This window comes from Clostridium sp. (assembly GCF_036643715.1).
In the GTDB taxonomy this organism is placed as follows: domain Bacteria; phylum Bacillota; class Clostridia; order Clostridiales; family Clostridiaceae; genus Clostridium.
The window spans coordinates 1-22089 of record NZ_JAVXRL010000018.1 but is presented as its reverse complement, the minus strand read 5'-3'; the positions used below and the strand labels follow the sequence as shown (position 1 = coordinate 22089).

Annotated in this window: 20 protein-coding genes and 1 pseudogene; 19 read left to right on the top strand and 2 right to left on the bottom strand. The window is 29.7% G+C overall.

Going from position 1 to position 22089, the window contains the following annotated elements; all coding sequences use genetic code 11:
- Nucleotides 1–479 precede the first annotated feature (479 nt).
- The 11 genes from ptsP to RSF37_RS06980 all read left to right on the top strand — a co-directional run bounded on the left by ptsP (nt 480) and on the right by RSF37_RS06980 (nt 12118).
- On the top strand, nt 480–2099 hold the full coding sequence (ptsP, locus tag RSF37_RS07030; protein ID WP_332563698.1) for a phosphoenolpyruvate--protein phosphotransferase: 1620 nt from the start codon (nt 480–482) through the stop codon (nt 2097–2099).
- Nucleotides 2100–2209: 110 nt separating this feature from the next.
- The gene (locus tag RSF37_RS07025) at nt 2210–2746 is read left to right on the top strand and encodes a chromate transporter (protein WP_332563697.1); all 537 of its coding nucleotides are present in this window, start codon (nt 2210–2212) and stop codon (nt 2744–2746) included.
- Nucleotides 2747–3277, top strand: coding sequence for a chromate transporter (locus tag RSF37_RS07020; RefSeq protein WP_332563696.1), 531 nt, complete (start codon nt 2747–2749; stop codon nt 3275–3277). It begins immediately after the preceding gene.
- A 331-nt stretch (nt 3278–3608) separates the two neighbouring features.
- Nucleotides 3609–4253 (top strand): biliverdin-producing heme oxygenase, encoded by a 645-nt coding sequence (locus RSF37_RS07015; RefSeq protein WP_332563695.1) that lies wholly within the window; start codon nt 3609–3611, stop codon nt 4251–4253.
- Nucleotides 4254–4444: 191 nt separating this feature from the next.
- On the top strand, nt 4445–5626 hold the full coding sequence (gene iadA, locus RSF37_RS07010) for a beta-aspartyl-peptidase (RefSeq protein WP_332563694.1): 1182 nt from the start codon (nt 4445–4447) through the stop codon (nt 5624–5626).
- A gap of 105 nt (nt 5627–5731) precedes the next feature.
- A complete protein-coding gene (locus RSF37_RS07005) occupies nt 5732–6616 on the top strand; it encodes an ABC transporter ATP-binding protein (protein ID WP_332563693.1) in 885 nt (294 codons plus the stop codon).
- Nucleotides 6616–7431, top strand: a complete 816-nt coding sequence (locus tag RSF37_RS07000) for an ABC transporter permease subunit (RefSeq protein ID WP_332563692.1) — start codon at nt 6616–6618, stop codon at nt 7429–7431. The genes RSF37_RS07005 and RSF37_RS07000 overlap by 1 nt, the downstream gene beginning before the upstream one ends.
- A 154-nt stretch (nt 7432–7585) precedes the next feature.
- Nucleotides 7586–8374 carry a hypothetical protein gene (locus RSF37_RS06995; protein ID WP_332563691.1) on the top strand — a complete coding sequence of 263 codons (789 nt, stop codon included), beginning with the start codon at nt 7586–7588 and terminating at the stop codon, nt 8372–8374.
- Between the two features lie 117 nt (nt 8375–8491).
- Nucleotides 8492–10042: a nitrite/sulfite reductase gene (locus RSF37_RS06990; protein ID WP_332563690.1), complete on the top strand. Its 1551-nt coding sequence runs from the start codon at nt 8492–8494 to the stop codon at nt 10040–10042.
- A gap of 86 nt (nt 10043–10128) precedes the next feature.
- Nucleotides 10129–10434, top strand: a complete 306-nt coding sequence (locus tag RSF37_RS06985; protein ID WP_332563689.1) for a hypothetical protein — start codon at nt 10129–10131, stop codon at nt 10432–10434.
- Between the two features lie 226 nt (nt 10435–10660).
- Entirely contained in the window at nt 10661–12118 is a 1458-nt protein-coding gene (locus RSF37_RS06980) for an NADP-dependent glyceraldehyde-3-phosphate dehydrogenase (RefSeq protein ID WP_332563688.1), read from the top strand.
- A 41-nt stretch (nt 12119–12159) separates the two neighbouring features.
- On the opposite strand, the gene RSF37_RS06975 is transcribed toward RSF37_RS06980, so the two are convergent.
- Nucleotides 12160–12777 (bottom strand): cell wall hydrolase, encoded by a 618-nt coding sequence (locus tag RSF37_RS06975; protein ID WP_332563687.1) that lies wholly within the window; start codon nt 12775–12777, stop codon nt 12160–12162.
- Nucleotides 12778–12837: 60 nt separating this feature from the next.
- On the bottom strand, nt 12838–13833 hold the full coding sequence (locus tag RSF37_RS06970; RefSeq protein WP_332563686.1) for a hypothetical protein: 996 nt from the start codon (nt 13831–13833) through the stop codon (nt 12838–12840).
- Between the two features lie 165 nt (nt 13834–13998).
- On the opposite strand from RSF37_RS06970, the gene cdaA reads away from it, so the two are divergent.
- The 8 genes and pseudogenes from cdaA to RSF37_RS06930 form a co-directional block, all read left to right on the top strand.
- Nucleotides 13999–14853: a diadenylate cyclase CdaA gene (cdaA, locus tag RSF37_RS06965; RefSeq protein ID WP_332563685.1), complete on the top strand. Its 855-nt coding sequence runs from the start codon at nt 13999–14001 to the stop codon at nt 14851–14853.
- Nucleotides 14823–16127: a CdaR family protein gene (locus tag RSF37_RS06960; protein WP_332563684.1), complete on the top strand. Its 1305-nt coding sequence runs from the start codon at nt 14823–14825 to the stop codon at nt 16125–16127. Before cdaA ends, RSF37_RS06960 begins: the two co-directional genes overlap by 31 nt.
- A 13-nt stretch (nt 16128–16140) precedes the next feature.
- The gene (locus tag RSF37_RS06955; protein ID WP_332563683.1) at nt 16141–17739 is read left to right on the top strand and encodes an NAD(P)/FAD-dependent oxidoreductase; all 1599 of its coding nucleotides are present in this window, start codon (nt 16141–16143) and stop codon (nt 17737–17739) included.
- A gap of 178 nt (nt 17740–17917) precedes the next feature.
- Nucleotides 17918–18826: a phosphate butyryltransferase gene (gene ptb, locus RSF37_RS06950; protein ID WP_332563682.1), complete on the top strand. Its 909-nt coding sequence runs from the start codon at nt 17918–17920 to the stop codon at nt 18824–18826.
- A gap of 24 nt (nt 18827–18850) precedes the next feature.
- Nucleotides 18851–19918 carry a butyrate kinase gene (buk, locus tag RSF37_RS06945; protein ID WP_332563681.1) on the top strand — a complete coding sequence of 356 codons (1068 nt, stop codon included), beginning with the start codon at nt 18851–18853 and terminating at the stop codon, nt 19916–19918.
- A gap of 111 nt (nt 19919–20029) precedes the next feature.
- The gene (locus tag RSF37_RS06940; protein WP_332563680.1) at nt 20030–20857 is read left to right on the top strand and encodes an AIM24 family protein; all 828 of its coding nucleotides are present in this window, start codon (nt 20030–20032) and stop codon (nt 20855–20857) included.
- An 82-nt stretch (nt 20858–20939) separates the two neighbouring features.
- Nucleotides 20940–21245 (top strand): YerC/YecD family TrpR-related protein, encoded by a 306-nt coding sequence (locus RSF37_RS06935; RefSeq protein WP_332563679.1) that lies wholly within the window; start codon nt 20940–20942, stop codon nt 21243–21245.
- Nucleotides 21246–21326: 81 nt separating this feature from the next.
- A pseudogene (locus RSF37_RS06930) lies at nt 21327–22089 on the top strand (phosphoglucosamine mutase); the annotation flags it as partial.

Here is a 22089-nt window from a genome sequence, read left to right as displayed (position 1 = left end):
TGTACAATAAATATGAAATTTAATCACTATTTTTAGGTTTTTATGTGGATTATAATTAATATTGTAAAATAGTTAAGTATGACCACGCAAAACTAAAGGCCAAAATACTATAATATAAATTCTTATTAAAGGAAGCCAAATTATAAAATAATTAGGTTTCCTTATTTTTTTACAAAATATTTTATGAAAAGGATTAGAGAAAATTGTGTAAAAACTCTAAATAGTTTGAAAAATAGATTACAAAATTAATAAAAAAAGTATAAAAAAGTATAAAATGTAAATAAATAATGACAAAAAGTTTACCATATTGCATAAAAAAGTAGTATATAGTATTAACAATTGAATAAATTATGTTATAATAATTTAGGGTTATACTTAACTATGTAAAAGATATCAGAAGACTGGTTATTAAATAACAGTTTTTTTTATGTACTTAATTTTATTTTTTAAAAGTACCATAATTAAGGAGGATTTTTATTATGAAAAAAGGTATTGCGGCTTCAAAAGGATACGCTATTGGAAAGGTATTCTTACAAGAGCATGAAGAAATAGTTATAACAGATGAAAAAATCACTGATGTAGCATTAGAGAAGGACAAATTACAAAAAGCACTAGATGCTTCAAAAGAGCAATTAGAAAAGATAAAAGTTAAAGCTGCTGATGAAATGGGAGAAGAGAAAGCTGCTGTGTTCGAAGCACACATAACTTTACTTGATGATCCAGAATTCACAGGCGCTATGGCTATGGAAATAGAAAATAACAATACAAACGCTATGAAAGCTGTTGAAAATGTAACAAATTCATTTGTTGCTATATTCGAATCAATGGACAATGATTACATGAGAGAAAGAGCAGCTGACATTAAAGACGTTTCAAAAAGAATAATATCAAACTTAGCTGGAAGAGGCGGAGAAGCATTTGCAATAACTGAAGGTAACACAATAGTAGTTGCAGAAGATTTAACTCCATCAGATACAGCTCAATTAGATAGAAGCAAGGTTGTTGCATTCTTAACTAACATCGGAGGAAGAACTTCACATTCAGCTATTATGGCTAGAACATTAGAAATTCCTGCTATAGTTGGTCTTGGAGATATCACAACTTCAGTTAAAACTGGAGATTCAATAATCGTAGATGGTATTGAAGGAATAGCAATAATAAATCCAGATGCAGCTACAGTAAAAGAATACGAAGCTAAGAGAGAAGTTTTCAGAGCAGAACAAGAAGAGCTTAAGAAACTTATCGAAGTTAAAACTGTAACTAAGTCAGGTAAGAGAATTGAAGTATGTGGAAACATCGGAAAAGCTGCTGATGTTGAAGGCGTTCTTGCAAATGGAGGAGACGGAATCGGATTATTTAGAACAGAGTTCTTATATATGGATAGAGACAGTGCTCCAACAGAAGAAGAACAATATGAAGCATACAAATATGTATTAGAAAACATGGATGGAAAACAAGTTGTTATAAGAACACTTGATATTGGTGGAGATAAGACATTACCATACTTACCTTTACCAGAAGAAATGAATCCATTCTTAGGATATAGAGCAATTAGATTATGTTTAGATAGAAAAGAAATATTCAAAGTTCAATTAAGAGCATTACTTAGAGCTTCAGTTTATGGAAACTTAGCTGTAATGTTCCCAATGATTTCAGGAATACAAGAATTCAGATCAGCTAAAGAAGTTGTAGAAGAATGTATTCTAGAACTTAAAGCAGAAGGATTAGAATATTCAGATTCAATTCAATGGGGTATCATGGTAGAAATACCAGCTGCTGCTGTAATGGCTGATGAATTAGCTAAGGAAGTTGATTTCTTCTCAATAGGAACAAATGACTTAATCCAATATACATTAGCTGCAGACAGAATGAGTGAGAAGGTATCATACCTTTACAATCCAATGCATCCAGCAGTTCTTAGATTAATCAAGATGACAATCGATGGAGCTCATAAGCATGGTAAATGGGTTGGAATGTGTGGAGAAATGGCAGGAGACGAAACTGCTATACCAACATTAGTTGAATATGGACTAGATGAATTCTCAATGAGTGCTTCATCAATACTAGGAGCTAAGAAAATAATCTTAGAACAAGAATAGTAAAAAGCATATAATAAAGAATTTTCAAAAACGTGGATTTATGTCCACGTTTTTTTTTTCTCATTTGTGATAAAATATGTGTATACATTAATGAATTTGGAGGAAAAAGTGTGGATAAGATTTTTAAAATGTTTATTTCATTCTTTAAAATAGGTGCCTTTACCTTTGGTGGTGGATATGCGATGATTCCTATTATTGAAGAAGAAGTAGTAAACAAACAAGGTTGGGTAAGCAAAGAAGAGTTTATGGATATGTTAGTTGTATCTCAGAGTTTCCCTGGAGCTATGTCTATAAATTGTTCTATTTTTATTGGATATAAAATAGCTGGAGTGTTAGGGGGAGTTGTTGCATTACTTGGAGTAGCTCTTCCATCATTTTTAATAATATTAGTTGTTGCAAGTTTCTTTATGCAATTTAGGGATAACTATTATGTAAATCTCGTATTCAAAGGAATATCAGCAGCAGTACCAATATTAGTTTTAACAGGGGTTATAAGTCTTTCTAAAGGAATAGATAAAAATATTAGAAATGGAATAATGATAGTTATAGCATTAATTGCACTTGTAATATTTAAAATTAATCCAGTAATTGTAGTAATTGCAGCTGCAATATATGGTGCAGTATTTTTAAGGGAGAAGGTGAAGTAAATGAGTTTAATAATACAATTATTTTTCACTTTCTTAAAAATTGGAACTTTTAGTTTTGGTGGAGGGTATGCAATGATACCTTTTATACAGAGAGAAATAATAACAAATAACCACTGGATAGCACCAAGCACATTTATGGACATAATCGGAATATCACAAATGACACCTGGCCCGGTTGCAATAAACTCAGCAACTTTTGTTGGATATAAAGTATCAGGAGTTTTTGGAAGTGTTGCTGCAACACTTGGAGTAGTTACAACATCATTCATATTAGTTTCAATTGCTTCAAAAATGATGGAGAAATTTAAAGAATCTAAAGTATTAAAGGCAGCTTTACTTGGAATGAGACCAGTACTTATTGCACTTATAATACAAGCATTTATAGATTTAGCTAAAGATGCATATGTAGATGTTAAGTCAGTAATTATAACTTTAATAATCGGCGGACTGTTGTTATCGAAAAAGGTACATCCGATTATATCTATTGTTATAGCAGGTATACTGGGTATTATATTTTATGGATTAATATAAGAAATAGAGCTTTGAATAATATGTGATTCAAGGCTTTATTTTTTTGTTAATAAAACGTAAATGAGATGAATACTGCTGTTTAAAGAATATTAATAACTATTGTTAATGGATAATAATTAAAGCTACAATGAGAATAGCATTTAAAATATGTGTGTAAGATAGATATTCGCCTTAATATAAGTTAAATCAAAGGATTATAAGAATTGATACTTATAATATGGAGGACTATTATGTAATCATAAATAAGAAGCACATTGAGTATACTGAGTGAGAATTAATAGATAACAGAGATATAGTTAAAAAATAGAAAGGAATTTAAAAAGGTGATGTTATGAATACATTTATGAAAAATATAAAAGTAAATAGTCAGAACTTACATGATGTAGCAGAAAATACATGGTTTTTAAAAAGATTAGTAGATGGAAATGCATCTGTTGAAGGATACTCAGAGTATTTATTTAACTTATATGAAATATATAAGACAATAGAATTTAATTTAGAGAAATACTCTGATAATCCTTCAGTAAAAGAATTTGCGACAATAGATGTATATCGTTCAGAAGCGATATACAAAGATTTAAAGATTTTGCTTGGAGAAAAGATGAACTCAATGAAGTTATTAGCTTCAACAAAAGCATATGTAGACAAGCTAAATGAAGTTGGAAGAAGTAATCCAGAATTATTAGTAGCTCATGCATATTCTAGATATTTAGCTGATTTATTTGGTGGTAGAACAATATACAAAATATTAGAAAATGTATATAAAGTGGATTATAATGCTTTAAATTACTATCAATATGAAGCTCTTAACGAAGATGAAGGAAGAAAAGATTTCATTATGGAATACTACACAAAGCTTAATAATATTGAACTAAGTGATGTTTTAAAAGAAAAATTCTTAGATGAAGTATCAAATTCATATATTTATAATATAGCTATTTCAAACGAATTAGATTATATTAAATATTGTAAGTAATATAGAGATCAGTTTACGTAACCATTTTAATGTGCTAAAAGAGGTTGTCTCATAACTATAAGAAAATCCTAAAATAATTTAAGGATTTTCTAACAATAGTTTGTTATGAGATGACTTCTTTTTTTTGTTCTGTTTTTTTATTATATTATAGGTAATAATAAATATAACAATGTATTAGAGGAGATGTTTAAATGATCAAAATAATAAAGAACATAGAAATATATTCACCTGAACATGTTGGAATCAAAGATATAGTAATTGTTAAAGATAAGATAGAAGGAATTTATGAAAATATTGAAGTTCCAAATAATTTTGTGAACATAGAGATTATAGATGGAAGTGGCAAAATCGCTTTTCCAGGATTTATAGATGCCCACGTACATCTTACAGGTGGAGGTGGAGAGGGCGGATTTAAAACTAGAACACCAGAATTACAACTAAGCACTATTACTAAATCAGGTATAACAACAGTTGTTGGATGTATTGGAACGGATGGAGTATGTCGTGATATGAGAGGACTTGTTGCTAAAGTTAAAGGTTTAAAAGAAGAGGGGATAACAGCATATTGTTATACAGGTTCTTATGAAGTTCCAGTAAAGACTATGACTGATAGCATTAAAGGTGATCTTATGTTAGTTGAAGAAGTAATTGGAGTTGGTGAAATTGCATTATCAGATAATAGAAGTTCACAGCCAACTGTAGAGCAATTTATAAATTTAGTTGCACAGTCAAGAGTTGGTGGCTTACTTTCAAATAAATCAGGAGTTGTTAATGTTCATTTAGGTGGAGGAGCTAGAAGGCTTAACTACTTATTTGAGTTATTAGATGAATCAGAAATACCAGCAGCACAACTTCTACCAACTCATATGTGTAGGACAAATGAACTTTTAGATGCTGGAATTGAGTGGACTAAAAGAGGAGGATATATTGACTTAACAACAAGTTCAGATCCAGATCATTTAGAAAAAGGGGAATTAATAGCATCAAAAGCACTTAAATATTCATTAGATAAAGGGGTACCAATAGAGCAAATAACATTCACATCAGACGGAAATGGAAGTATGCCTATGTTTGATGATGGTGGAAAACTTAAAGGACTTGGCATCTGTAGTGTAGAATCTCTTTATGAAGAGGTTAGAAAATCAATATTAGAAGAAAAAATAAGCATTGAGACAGCTATTAAAGTTATAACATCAAATGTTGCTCATATTTTAAAGCTTATTACTAAAGGAAAAATTGAAAAGGGAATGGATGCTGATATTGTAATTGTTGATAATAAAGAACTTAAAATTGATAAAGTTTTAGCACTTGGAACAGTTATGGTGGATGATGGAAAAGCAAAAGTATTTGGTACATTTGAACATAAGATATAATAAAATTATTAACATATGTGCACAGGTTTTAATAATATACTGTGTATTATTAATAAAATCTGTGGATATATTTTTGTTTTTAATATATAAAAGGGGGATTGTTATATGAAAGCTATAGAAATAAATTCATTAACTAAAGAATATGGCAGCAAACGGGGAGTTAATAACATAAGTTTTGAAGTTTTAGAGGGTGATATTGTTGGATTCATAGGTCCGAACGGGGCTGGTAAGTCAACAACGATAAAGGCTCTTTTAAATTTTATATTTCCAACTAGTGGAGAATGTGAAATATTTTCATTAGATTGTGTTAAAGATTCTAAGAAGATAAAAGAATTTACAGGTTATGTACCTAGTGAAGTAAGATTTTACGATGATATGAAAGTTAAAGATATTATAAAGTATGGGGAAAGCTTTTATGAAAATGTGGATAAAGACAGGATATCTAACTTATGTCAGAAGTTAGATATTGAAGAAAATAAAAAGATGGGCGAATTATCTTTAGGGAATAAGAAAAAAGTAGCAATAGTACAAGCTTTAATAAATTCACCAAAACTTATAATATTAGATGAGCCAACAAATGGACTAGACCCATTAATACAGAAGAAATTATTTGAAATACTATTAGAAGAAAATAAAAAAGGAACAACAATTTTTCTATCAAGTCATAATTTAACCGAAGTTCAAAATTATTGTCATAAGGCAGTAATAATAAAAGAAGGAGAAATTGTAGATATTCAAGATATAAATTCACTAAAGGAAAAGAAGAAGAAAAGAATAGTAATAAAAGGCGAAAATATTAAAAAACAAGATATAGAAAATATAAATGGAGAAATATTAAGTGAAGAGAATGGTAAATTTACATTTTCGTATAAAGGAAATATTAATAAACTTATAACTAACTTATCAAAGTTTGAGATAGAAGATATAGAAATAAGCGAAGAGGATTTAATGGATACATTCTTAAATTATTATAAAGAAGGTGAAAAGTAATGAATATAATAAAAGTTGAGATAAAGAGAAACTTTAAATCATTACTTATGTGGAGTATTGTAAGTTCTCTTATAGTAATACTATTTATGAGCATATATCCTTCTATGAAAAATAGCGCCATGATGGATATAGTAAATACTAAGATGGATACTCTTCCTAAAAGTATGCTAGAAATATTTAATATAAATGAAATGGCAAATTTTGCAGACATAGGAGAATATTTTGCATACTCATTTCAATATATATTAATGGTTTCAGCTATATATGGGGGTATACTTGGTGCCAATTCACTTATAAGTGAAGAAAGCGATGGTACTATAGAGTTTCTATATTCAAAACCAGTATCAAGAAGTAAAATTGCTTCAATGAAAATAATATCTAATATAATTAGTTTTTTCATATTTTCTATGATAATTAGTATTGCTTCAGTTATATGTATACTATTATTTATACCAGATGGTGTTGATAAGTTAGAGACATTAATAGATGTTAAGTTAGTACTTATTGCCTTTTTCCTATTAGGAGTATTTTTCATGAGTGTAGGATTTTTAATATCAACTGTAATTAAAAGTGCAAAGTCTGCAACACCGATAGCACTAGGATTATTTTTTGGAACCTATTTTATTGGTATATTATCAAAATTAAATGATAATGTAGAATTTTTAAAATATGTATCACCCTATGATAATTTAATACCAGCACAGATTATGAAAAATGGATTTAATGAGGGGTACTTATTAGCAATGATTGGCATAATAGCAGTATGTATTGGAATGACGTTAGTTGTTTATAAAAGAAAAGATTACAGAATTTAATATAAAATATTGAATGAATGGGGATACTAAAAATGATTTAGTATCCTAAATTATTCACTTAAAGTTTATACTGGATTAAAATCTTGTCTATTTTTTGTACCTATAATTTGAATATACTTACAAAAAATATAAATAGTTTAAGGAGAAAATTCTTATGAACTCAATAGAAGAGGAAGTATCTAAAGATATAAAATCAGTTCTAATATGGAGCGGATGTAGTTCTTTAATAGTAATTATGTTTTTAGCCATTTATTATGTTATAGGAAAAGATCTTAAAGGTGTAGTTAGTATACCTAGAATATCATCGCAAGGTGCTAATAACTTTTTAAATATAAATAAAGCGATAAATTACGTTAGCTTAACTACTTATTTAGGATATATATTTAACTATTTATATATAATAGGTGCAGTATATGGAGGAATCCTTGGTGCCACTTCTAATATAAGAGGAGAATATTTAAAAACATCAGAATACAAAAGCTTTATTAAAGTAAAGGTAATAGCAAATTTAGAAAAATATATAGCATATTGTATAATAATAGGAATGATAACATTTATGACACTTATTTTAGTTACAGATATAAATTCAGCATTAGAATATGTATTATTAAAGGAATTATATTTAATAATTGGATTAATTGTAATTGGAATATTATTTATGAGTGTAGGATTTATTATATGTTCAATTACGAAGGATGATGTAGTTTCTATATCAATAACAATTGGAATTGGAATTTATACTTACATTTTAGGTATGGCTTCAAGGTTATCACCTAAAGTTAGAATATTAAAGGCTTTTTCGCCATTTGAAAGTATGAAATCAATGGATATTATAAATTATGGGTTTAATATGTTTAGTTTACTCGGAATAATTTTCATAATATTATGTTGTATAGCTATTACAATTTTGATTTTTATGTATAAATCAAAAGAAAGTAATTAGAGATTCTTTATAAGATATATTAGTAGTCATATAGGTATATACTTATATGTGTTATAAAGAAATCTTCTTTTACCTTATAAATTTTTAATAGTAGAATTATAAACGAGGTGAATGTTAATGAAAGATTTAAAAGAGATACTAAGAGATGAGATACAAGAATTTAGAGAAAATGGACATAAGTTCTTAAATAAAGAATTAAATGTTGCAAAGTTTAAAGGAATATCTGGGGGAATGGGTGTATATGCACATAGAGGTGGACAAGAGTTCATGATAAGATTAAAAACTCCATCAGGTATGGCATCAAAAGAAGATATGAATAAAATATATGAATGGGCAAATAGATATAACTTAGATTGGATACATCCAACAACAAGACAAGCGATTCAATTACATGGGTTAAGTATTGATGAAGTTTGTGACTTAATGGAAGAAGCATTAGATTACGGAATATATACAAGAGGTTCAGGTGGAAACTTCCCAAGAAATGTTGCAATATCACCACTTTCAGGGACTTGCAAGGAAGAAGCATTTGATATAACACCATATGCTAAAGCTTTAAATGCATACATTATGGAAAGAGTTTATACTTATAAGTTACCTAGAAAAATTAAAGTTGCTATGGCAATAGATAATGAAGATGCACCACATGCAACAGTAACTGATTTAGGATTTTTAGCTGTAGAAAAAGATGGTGAAAGATTCTTTAAAGTTTATTTAGGTGGAGGTCTTGGTAGAAACCCAAGACTTGGAGTAGAATATGATGAGCTTATAAAGCCAGAAGATTGTATATACCACTTTGAAGCTATGGTAAGATTATTCATGGCTGAAGGTGATTATCAAAACAAGAATAAGGCTCGTATAAGATATATAGTTGAAAGAATGGGAGCTGAAGAATTCGTTAAATGTTACAAGAAACATTTAAATGAAGTTTTAGGAGAAGCTGACTTAAAAATAGATGTAAAAGAAAATAGAATTAATAAGAGTGGAATAGTAACAGAGTTTAAACATTCAAGATTAGTAGAACAAAAGCAAGAAGGTCTTTATAGTGTTTACTTCCATCCATTTGGTGGAAAGCTTAAGTTAACTGACTTAAACGAAATTTTAAAGGCTATAGAGGATATGGAAGACATAGACTTTAGATTTACTATGACAGAAGGTTTCTATATGAGAAATCTTAATGGTAAAGAAGCAGAAAGAATGATTGAACTAACACAAGGACGTGGTGGTGAAATTAAAGTAATGCAATCTGTTTCATGTATCGGTGTTCCAATATGTCAAATGGGATTAGCAAATAGCCAAGAGCTATTAACAAGTATTTTAGATAAACTTTCAAGTGAAAATGTAGAAAAGGACCTTTTACCAATGCTACACATTTCAGGTTGTCAAAACTCTTGTGGAGTTCATGAAATTGGTTCAATAGGATTAGCAGGAAAATCAAAGAGAGTTAACGATGCTCCAAGAAAATGCTTTGAATTAAATGTTAATGGAAGCTACGAAGTTCTAGACACAAAGCTTGCAGAGATTTATGGAGATATTGTTGATGAAGAAGTTCCAAACTTTGTATATGATTTATATAAAGTTTTAGAGAAGGCTGATTTAAAATTCGAAGACTGGTATAAGGATAATAAGGAAGAATTTAAAGTAGTTGCATCAAAATATTTAGTTTAAATTTTAAAAAAAGTGGTTTTGCCACTTTTTTTTTTCGTAGAAAAGTATAAAATATAATAAATATGATGTTTAAAGGAGATTAAATTATGGCAAAGAAAACAAGTAAAAATAATGACTTTTTATATAGAGCAAGGGAAAAATCTTCACCTAAAGTTTATAATGTTATTTTAGATTTAGTAAATGAGGATAGAGAAGACTTAGCTAAAGATGTTATGAAAGCGGATTACTTTTTAGAGTACACTAGTATATGCATAAAGCAAAAGGATTTTAGAGAAGCTAAAAATTCGATAGAGAAGGCTAAAGAAAAAATTAATTGGCTAAAAGAAAATGGAGCAAATACAGACTATCTTGAATATCTTAGAGAAGGAATAGAGAAAAAAATAAAAAAATAAAGTTTCTTTATTTTTTTTACTATTTAAATGATAATAATTATTTATTAATAAAAAGTTAATATTGTTGTAAAGGGGTTTTAAAAATTTCCTATAGTGGTATGATATTAATAATGAATATTAATTAATATATAATATCATAAACTAAATTGAAATTTTAGAATAAAAGTATAGAAATATATAGATTATAAAGATAGAGGATTTATTAATTTATAAGGAGGACTTATATATGTTCAAAGAAGAAAAAAATGGCGTTGCTATTTATGGTAACTTAATAAATGGTAGCTTCGTAAATAAAGGTGATGAAAATGGAATTAAAATATTATCACCAATAGATGAATCATTAGTTGGAGTAGTTCATCCTATGAGTAAGGAAGAAGTAGATGATGTAATAAAAGTTGCAAAGGAAGCTCAAATAAAGTGGAGAGAAGTACCAACAAATCAAAAGTCAAGGTTATTACATAACGTGGCTGATCTATTAGAAGAAAGAATAGAAGAAATGGCTAAAGTTATGACTATTGAAATTGGTAAAGATAAAAAGAGTGCTATGTCTGAAATAAAACGAACAGCTGACTTAATAAGATTTACAGCAGATACTGCAGAAAATATTAAAGGTGAATCAATACCAGGAGATTCTTTCCCAGGATTTAAAAATGATAAAATATCAATAGTGACAAGAGAACCACTTGGAGTTGTACTTGCGATATCACCATTTAATTATCCAGTAAACTTAGCTGCTTCAAAAATAGCACCAGCACTTATGTCTGGAAATACAGTAGTATTTAAGCCAGCTACTCAAGGTAGTATTTCAGCTCTTTATTTAGCGAAAGCATTTAATGAATCAGGAATACCAAATGGGGTTTTAAATACTATTACAGGAAGAGGAAGCGAAATTGGAGATTACGTTGTAACTCATAAAGATATAGATTTCGTAAACTTTACAGGAAGTAGTGAAGTTGGAAAGAGAATTTCAAGAATAACAGAAATGAAACCACTATTAATGGAACTTGGTGGAAAAGATGCTGCAATAGTTTTAGAAGATGCTGATTTAGAATTGGCTGCTAAAAATATAGTTGCAGGAGCATTTTCTTATTCAGGACAAAGATGTACAGCAGTAAAGAGAGTTCTTGTTTTAGATAGCGTTGCTGATGAATTAGTATCAAAAGTAATGAAAGAAATGAAAAATGTAACTGTTGGTAATCCATTAGAAGGAGATTATGTAGTTGGACCACTTATAAGTACTAAAGCTTGTGATTTTGTTGATGGATTAATAAAAGAAGCTGTAGATAAAGGAGCTAAACTTTTACTTGGTGGAAATAGAGAAGGAAACACTATAATGCCAACATTATTTGATAATGTAACAGAAGATATGAGAATAGCTTGGGAAGAACCATTCGGACCAGTACTACCTATTATAAGAGTTAAAGATGCAGATGAAGCAGTAAGAATTGCTAATGAGTCTGAATATGGACTTCAATCATCAGTATTTACTAAAGATATAAATAAAGCATTTAATATAGCTAATAAATTAGAAGTTGGTACAGTTCAAGTGAATAATAAGACTGAAAGAGGACCTGATCACTTCCCATTCTTAGGAGTTAAAGCTTCAGGTATGGGAACACAAGGTGTTCAATATTCAATTGAAGCAATGTCAAGACCTAAGGCTACAGTAATTAACTTAAAGTAGAATTTATAAAGCCTTCCTGCATTTTGCAGGAAGGCTTTAATTTATTGTTTAAAAAACGTATGATTTCCAATTGTTTTACTATCTTTTTTTGATGTTGACTTCATCCAAGAGCAAGTTGCTATTTCTGGATTATAGAAAAATAAAGCTTCATTAGTAGGATCTTTTCCTCTAATTGCTTCATAAACAGCATCATAACAAGATTTATTTGGCTGGGCTACTATCTTTCCATTTTGAACACATGAGAATGCATTCTTTTGAAATATTACATCATTAATTGTATTAGGGAACTTAGGGTTCATAACTCTGTTTAAAACAACTGATGCTACTGCAATTTTTCCTTCAAAGGGTTCCCCTCTGCTTTCACAGTAAACTAATTTTGCCATTAAGTCTATGTCGGCTTTAGTTATTTTAAGTGATGAACCTTTTTGATTAAATACCTCTATATCATTTTTTGAATTTTCTTTATTAGTGGCTGATGTTGCCTTAGATGTATGCTTTTCTACGCTCACTTTATCTTTATCTTTTTCTTTGTTTTTAGTATCATCAACTTTTGTTTCAGTGGCATTAATATAATCAAATATAGTAAGAACAGATGCCTCTGCTGTTATTGATGATAAGAAAAACATAGATAGTAAGAATATACTGAAAAATTTTTTCATAAAAACCTCCTTTTTACAACCCAGTTAACTTTTAGTATTGCCAAAAGGAATCTTTATATACTATTTTCTTTTAAAACTTTCTAATTTGTTACATAAATTGTTTAATGAGGTAATAAAATCAGCATGTTTAGAAAACGAATTCTCAAAGTTTACATTGTTGTTAGAGTCAGTAATATAACTATCTAGAGCATCATTCATTGAATTTATATAAATATCATAAAGGTTTATTGTTTGAAGTAAGTTTGAGTTAAGTTCATTACCTTCTTCAGGGATGCTCAGTGAATAGAAATCATTTTTAATATTCTCAAAAGTAGATTTTTTATTCGAAATATCCGAAATTAGGACATGTATGTCTCTGTTATTTTTAATAATATCATTAAAAGCAGGCTTTAAATCTTCGTCTATTTCTTTGAAGTTAGATACCATTTTATCTATTGCTAAAATGTATGCTGAATTCTTTTCGCTATTAATATCTTTCATAATATTAATTTGAATTAATGTATCAAAATATTTATAAGTTTTTTCAAAAAACTCTAAGCTATCTTTAGAAGTTACACTTTTAACACCTAATGCATTTAAATCTTTATTTAATGATTTAATAGCTTCTAAATTCACGTTATAATCTTTAAGTTTAGAACTAAGCTCAGAAGTTGAAGCGTTATTATATAAAGACATTGCTTTTTCGCATATCGATATATTATTTGTAAGTGTTTCATCAAGTAAAGCTTTAGTATTAGAGGCATTAGAAGATACTTCTAATGCACTTAATTTAGATTGTACATCTTTAAGTTTAGTAATGTTATCAGTAAGAGTTTTTTTAGACTGCTCTGGGTCAACACTTTCTTTAGAAATACAATTAGCTAAATATAAGTTTATTGAAGAAATTTCTTTAGAAAATTTATTAATATGTCTAAGATTTATACTAGATGGCATAATTTTGGTTATAATAAGCAGTATTAATGGAATTGTGATAATTGCTAAGGTAGCACTAAACAACTTCTTATTAGATTTAATTTTACATTTGATTTTATTTAAAATTTCGTTATACTTTTCCATGCAATATTCCTCCTTTTCATAATCTAAATATAGTAATCTATAGATTATATTAAGAAAGGTTTTAAAATATTATTAAAAATAGTAAAAAGTAGTTTTCTATTATATTAAGCTTTGATTATTTGGTGTATAATTTAGAAAGAAATGATATTAAGAGAGGTGAGACTGATGCAAGATTTTTTCATTGGAGCGCTAAATTCGATTAAACATATATCTGTTTGGTCAATAGTAGATATTTTAGTTGTTTCATATATTTTTTATAAAGGGTATATGCTTATAAAAGAAACTAGAGCAGAACAACTTTTAAAAGGAATACTTCTTATTGTCGCGTTAATTCCAATAAGTTATATTCTAAGGTTAGATATGCTTTATTTTATATTAAATAAGACATTAACAATAGGTGTGCTTTCAGTAGTTATTATATTCCAACCAGAAATTAGAAGAGCGCTTGAACATTTAGGTAGAAGTGCATTCGATGAGAGTCACAATATAGGAGATGTTAAGCAAAGAGAAGTAGTTGTTGATGAAATAGTAATTGCAGTAGAAAATTTAGCAGAAACAAAAACAGGTGCTTTAATAGCTATAGAACAAGGAACTGGGCTAGGAGAAGTTTTAGCATCAGGAACTATAATAGATGCAGTTATAAGTTCTGCCCTTTTAGAGAATATATTTGTTGTAAATACACCACTGCATGATGGAGCTACAATAATAAGACAAGACAGAATATATGCTTCAGGATGTGTATTACCACTAACAAATAATAATAATATAAACAAAAAACTTGGAACTAGACATAGAGCTGGTATTGGACTTTCAGAAAACTCAGATGCTTTAGTAATAATAGTTTCAGAAGAAACAGGTGTTATATCTTTAGCAATTGGAGGAAGACTTACTAGAAACTATGATAAAGAAAAGTTGAAAAAGACATTACTTAGCATAATGCAAAGTAAAGAAAATAAAAAAGTAAAATCAGCTGGTGAGAGGGTGAAATCATGGATAAAAGGAATAAAAAACAAACAATAGGTATAAAATTAGTATGTTTATTACTATCCTTTATTCTATGGCTTTATGTTTCTAATGTTCAAAACTCAATAAGAACATATACATTAAAAGGTGTACCAGTTAAAGTTTTAAATACTGAAAGTTTAAAAGCATACGGACTTGCTTTATCACCAGATCAAAGCTTTGCTGTAGACTTAAAGCTTGAAGGAGATATAAAGTATGTATACTCTGTATCTAAAGATCAATTTGATTTAACTGCAGACCTTGGAGAATATGCGTTAAAAAGTGGAGTTAATAACATCCCAGTTAATGTAATTAATTATCCAGAGCAAGTAAATATAAGAAACAATAGTAATTTAACAATAGAGGTTAAGTTAGAAAAGTTAATAACAAAGGAAGTTAATACTACGTCTAATGTAAATGTAACATATGCACAAGGTGCTTATAAAGAGAAGGAACAATTCACATCAGAAAAAGTTTCAGTATCTGGACCTAAAAGTGCAGTTGATAAGGTAGCAACAGTAGCTTTAGTCGGGAACTTAGAGGATGTTAATAGTAGTGTAACTAAGGAGTTTCCCTTTGAACCATTAGATGCTGATGGCAAAATAGTAAAAGGTGTTACATTAAGTAAAAACAAAGGTGTAATAAGTATTGGGGTAAACAATGGAAAGTCAGTTACAATAACAGCAAATACAGTTGGAAGCATTCCACAAGGATATAAGTTATTAAATACAACTTTATCAAAGCAAAGTGTTCAAATTGTTGGAAGTGATGATACATTAAAAAATATTACTTCATTACAGACAGAAGAGATAGATTTATCTACTTTAACAAGTAGTACTGAGAAGAAGGTTAAAATAATTGTTCCAGATGGAGTTAGTTTAGTAGCTGGTGATAATACAGTAACAGTTAAATTAGAAGTACAAAAAGAAAAAGAAGAAAATAATAATAATAACAATCAAGATCAGACTAATAAAATAACAAAGAAGATGACAATACCTGTAACTTACACAGGGCTTGATAGTTCTTTAGAATTATCAAGTGAAACAAAAAATGTTAGTTTCACTATTGAAGGTAGTAAGCAAGATGTTGATAGTTTAACCAATGCTAACTTCGCTTGCAAGCTTGATATAAGCAAGTATAAGGAAGGCGGCACATTTGATGGTAATGCTACTATTGATATAGTTAATAGTAATGCAAAAGTAACTATATCAAATGTAGGTAATATCAAATTTACATTAACTAAAAAGACAACAGTAAAAGATTCAAATAATGATGCCAATAAGGCTACGTAGGAGTAAAAATTATATGACAATAAGAATAAATAACATTATTCTAGGTATAGAAGATGATAAAGATACTTTAAAAAATAAAGCGGCAAAGAAGCTTAATATAAAAGAGGAACATATAAGTTCATTAAAAATAATAAAAGAGAGTATTGATGCAAGAAAGAAAGATAATATTAAATTTAATTATTGCGTTGATGTTAATTGTGAAAATGAGAAACTTATAGTAAGTAGAGTTAAAGATAACAACATTAAATTAGAAGAAAATTTAAAAAAAGAAGACTTTATATATGGTGATACTGAATTAAAAAGTAGACCAGTTGTTATAGGGCTTGGGCCTTCAGGATTATTTGCAGCACTAACTTTAGCAAAGCATGGTTATAAACCAATTGTCTTTGAAAGAGGAGAGGATGTTGACAATAGAACTAAAACTGTGGAAAAGTTTTGGGAAACTGGGGAATTAAATATTAATTCTAATGTACAATTTGGTGAAGGTGGTGCAGGAGCTTTTTCAGATGGAAAGCTTACTACTAGAATTAAAGATAAAAGATGTGCATTCGTATTAGAAGAGCTTGTAAAAAGTGGAGCGCCAGAAGAAATAACTTACGTTGGCAAGCCTCACGTTGGAACTGATATATTAAAAAATGTTGTTAGAAATATAAGAGAAGATATAAAATCTTTAGGCGGAGAAGTACACTTTAATTCAAAGCTTGAGAAGATAATAAAAGAGGATGGTAGATTAACAAAAATTGTTGTTAATGGACGTGAAATACCATGTAGTGTTTTAATACTAGCAATAGGACATAGCTCAAGAGATACTTACGAAATGTTATATGAAGAAGGAGTATCTATGGAGCAAAAGGCATTTGCTATAGGTGTTAGAATAGAGCATCCACAAGAAATAATTAACGAAAGTCAGTATGGTAAGTATAAAGATCATAAAAGATTACATGCAGCTGATTATAGATTAGCTTATCAAAGTGAAAAGATGAATAGGGGAGTGTATTCATTCTGTATGTGCCCTGGTGGTGTTGTAGTTGGTGCTGCATCAGAAGAAGGAAGATTAGTTTCAAATGGAATGAGTTATCATGCAAGAGACTTAGTAAATGCAAACTCAGCATTAGTTGTAACAGTAGGACCAGATGATTTTAATGGGGAGCATCCTCTAGCAGGTATGGAATTCCAAAGATATTATGAAAGTCTTGCATTTAACTTAGGTGGTGGAAATTATAAAGCACCAGTTCAACTTGTAGGAGACTTCTTAAAGGATAAGATGTCAACAGAGTTTGGAAGAGTAATGCCAACATATGAACCAGGATATGAGTTTAAAGAACTTAAAGAATGTCTTCCAGATGTTGTAGTGGAAACTTTAAAAGAAGGTATACCTGTATTCGGTAAAAAAATTAAAGGTTACGATATGTCAGATGCGGTTTTAACGGGAATTGAAACTAGAACTTCAGCTCCAGTTAGAATGCCAAGAGACGAAAGATTACAAAGTGTAAATGTTAAAGGACTTTATCCAACTGGAGAGGGTGCAGGCTTTGCAGGTGGAATAATTTCAGCTTCAGTAGACGGAATAAAGGTTGCTGAGAGAATAATGGAAGAGTACAAAAAAAATTAAGTGGCTTAATGCCACTTTTTTTTATATAAATTTTCTGACAATTTGCTTTTTAAATAAATTTTCTGATACAATAGACATAATGAAATTGTTATAAAATTAACGATAAAAAATGCCATTAATACTGAATGTGTTAAAAAAGTAGTGGTTTTTAAATAAAAATTAAAGAGGTGCGTTGAAAATGAGTAGAAATTTTGATGATTTATTATCAAAGGTCAAAGAGATTGAACCAAAAAAAGTAGCTGTCGCTGTAGCTCAAGATGAGCCAGTATTAGAAGCAGTAAAGTCAGCAAAAGAGCAAGGAATAGCAGACGCTATACTAGTTGGAGATAAACATGAAATAAAGAAATTAGCAGATAAAATCGGAATGGATTTATCAGGATACGAAATAATGCATGAAAAAGATGTTAGAAAAGCAGCTTTATTTGCAGTTCAACTTGTTTCAAGTGGAAAAGCTGATATGGTTATGAAAGGTTTAGTAGACACTGCAACTTTCTTAAGAAGCGTATTAAACAAAGAAATAGGATTAAGAACAGGAAAACTTATGTCACACGTTGCTGTTTTTGAAATCGAAGGAATAGACAGATTAATATACTTAACAGATGCAGCATTTAACACATACCCAGATTTAAAAGCTAAAAAGCAAATTATAGAGAATTCAGTAGCTGTAGCACATGCTTGTGGATTAGCTATACCAAAAGTAGCTCCAGTTTGTGCAGTTGAAGTTGTAAACCCAGATATGCCAGCTACTTTAGATGCTTCATTATTATCAAAAATGAATGATAGAGGCCAAATCAAAGGATGTGTAGTTGACGGACCTCTAGCACTTGATAATGCTCTTTCAGAAGAAGCAGCACACCACAAAGGAATAACAGGACCAGTTGCAGGAAAAGCCGATATAATAATGCTTCCAAACATAGAAACTGCAAATGTTATGTATAAATGCTTAACTTACACATCAAACACACAAAATGGTGGATTACTAGTAGGTACATCAGCACCAGTTATATTAACTTCAAGAGCGGACTCATTCCAAACAAAAGTAAATTCAATAGCTTTAGCAGCTTTAGTTGCTGAATCATTAAAGTAATATATTTAGGAGGGAATTAAGTTTATGTCATACAAATTATTAATAATAAACCCAGGTTCAACTTCAACAAAAATTGGAGTTTATGAAGATGAGAGAGAAATTTTAGAGGAAACTTTAAGACACTCATCAGATGAAATAGCTAAATATGCTACAATAGTTGATCAACTAGCTTTTAGAAAAGATGTTATTTTAAAAGTATTAGCAGAAAAGAATTTTGATATTAAAACTTTAAATGCTGTTGTTGGCAGAGGTGGGATGCTTAAGCCAATTCCAGGAGGAACTTATGAAGTAACAGATAGCTTAGTAAGTGACTTAAAAGAAGGAGTACAAGGACAACATGCTTCAAACTTAGGTGGAATATTAGCTAGAGAAATCGGAAATGAATTAAATGTTCCATCATTTATAGTAGATCCAGTTGTTGTTGATGAATTAGAACAAGTTGCTAGAATTTCTGGTGTTCCAGAACTTCCAAGAAAGAGTAAATTCCATGCACTTAACCAAAAGGCTGTAGCTAAGAGATTTGGTAAAGAAAGTGGAAAAGGATATGAAAACTTAAACCTTATTGTAACTCACATGGGCGGTGGAGTTTCAGTTGGAGCTCACAAGAAAGGTAAAGTCATAGATGTAAACAATGCACTAGATGGAGATGGACCATTCTCACCAGAAAGAGCAGGTGGAGTACCAGCTGGTGATTTAGTTAAAATGTGCTTTAGCAATAAGTATACAGAACAAGAAATATATAGCAAACTTGTAGGTAAGGGTGGATGTGTTTCATACCTTGATACAAATGATTTTAGAGATGTTTTAAAATTATCAGAAGAAGGAAATGTAGAAGCTCAATTAATTTATGATGCATTCATATACCAAGTTGCAAAAGAAATTGGAGCTATGTCAACTGTACTAGAAGGAAAAGTTGATAGGATAATCTTAACAGGAGGAATGGCTTACTCAGATAAAGTTGTAGGGGACATAACAAAAAGAGTAGGATGGATTTCAGAAGTTAAGACTTACCCAGGAGAAGATGAATTACTTGCATTAGCACAAGGTGCTATTAGAGTATTAAACGGAGAAGAAAAAGCTAAAGAATATTAATTTATTATTTAATTATAACTAACCTGTTGATTGTTGAATAATATAGGGAGATATGTCTATAATTTAGATATATCTCTTTTTTTATAAAAGAATGATCGGAGGCAATAGAAAATGAGGACAAGTTTAAAGTTTGAAAACACATTAACAATGTTAGCTCAAATGACAAATGATTCAAGATTTCAAGTATTAGAATTTGATAAGTTAAATGGAGCTACAGATATAGATACAGCATTTGATTTAAATATTATGAAGAAAGCTGGAGTAAAGCTTAAACAAATTAGAATAATTTTAGATGAAAGTAAAGTCAAAATAGAAAGTGGCGCTTTAAGTTATATGAAAGGCGATATAAAGATTGTAAATAAACTTAATGGTGTTATTGGAATGTCTAAGAAGTTTATTTCAAGCAAGTTAACTGGAGAGGAAATGTTTAAGCCAAGCTATGAAGGTAGAGGGGAAATATTTTTAGAGCCTTCATTTAAACATTATGCCTTAATTGAGCTTGAAGATGATAGAATAATAGTTGATGACGGAATGTTTTTAGCATGTGAAGATGGAGTAGAAGTAACACATTCAGGTCAAAAGACTATATCATCTATGATATTTGGTAATGAAGGTATATTCCAAACAAAAATATATGGAACAGGAATAGTAGCTTTAGAAATTCCAGTGCCAGAAGAGGAAATATTTAAATGTAAGCTAAATGAGGATGTATTAAAAGTAGATGGAAGCTTTGCCATACTTAGAACTGGTGATATTGAATTCTCAGTAGAGAAGTCAGCAACAACTATGATAGGTAGTGCGACAAGTGGAGAAGGTTTACTTAATGTTTATCGAGGCACTGGAGATGTATGGCTTGTCCCAACAAAAGTTGTTTATGATAAGATGAGGTCAGTAAATGATAAAGATAGTTTAAAAGAAGAAGTATTTGAAGATGAATAGAGTGTCTTCTATATATTAACGTTATGAATTAGTGAAATGAGATGGTATAATAAAACTTAAGATGAAAGGTGGAGAGTAACTTATGGATTCAAAGATAAAGAGCAAAGACATGGATTTGTTTTTTGATGCAATACTAGCATTAGAAAACAGAGAGGAATGTTATAAGTTTTTTGAAGATGTTGCGACTATAACAGAGGTTAAAGCATTAGCACAAAGAATACATGTTGCGAAACTTTTAAAGAGCAAAAAGACATATACAGAAATTGCAGAAATTACAGGAGCAAGCACAGCTACAATTAGTAGAGTGAATAGATGCTTAAATTACGGTAGTGATGGCTACAACACTGTTTTAGATAGGATAGATTCTGAAATAGTTGTCAATGATTAGAGAAAATATTATACTATATATTAGATGAAAAAGTTAAAGGTTTAAATGTAAACTTAAATGAAAAGAAAGAGGTAAAATTTTATGGGTAGAATGTTTGGAACTGACGGAGTAAGAGGAGTAGCTAATACTGAGCTTACAGCAGAACTTGCATATAATCTTGGAAGAGCAGGAGCTTACGTATTAACAGAGGGAGCTCACAAACCAAAAATATTAGTAGCGAAAGATACAAGACTGTCAGGTGATATGTTAGAAGCTGCATTAGTAGCTGGAATATTATCAGTTGGAGCAGAGGCCGTTGTTTTAGGAGTAATACCAACACCAGCAGTAGCTCATTTAACAAGAGAATATGGAGCAGACGCAGGAGTAATGATTTCAGCATCACATAATCCTGTAGAGTACAATGGTATTAAGTTCTTCAATAATAAAGGATATAAACTTTCAGATGAGTTAGAAGATCAAATCCAAAGTACTATAGAAAATGGATTTATTGGAGTTCCAAGTCCAACAGGAGTAGCACTTGGAAGAGAAAGAGTTGAAGTTGCTGCTTTAGATGATTATATTGAATTTGCTAAAAATACAATAGCATCAAATCTTGAAGGAGTAAAAATTGCTTTAGACTGTGCTAATGGATCAGCTCATAAAGCAGCTGTTGAAGCTTTTAGAGATTTAGGCGCTGAAGTATACGTAATAAATGATAATCCAGATGGAACTAATATAAATGAGAAGTGTGGTTCAACACACCCAGAAGAATTAATGGACTATGTAGTTAAAAAAGGATGCCAAATGGGATTTGCTTTTGATGGAGATGCAGATAGATGTCTAGCTGTTGATGAAAAAGGAAACC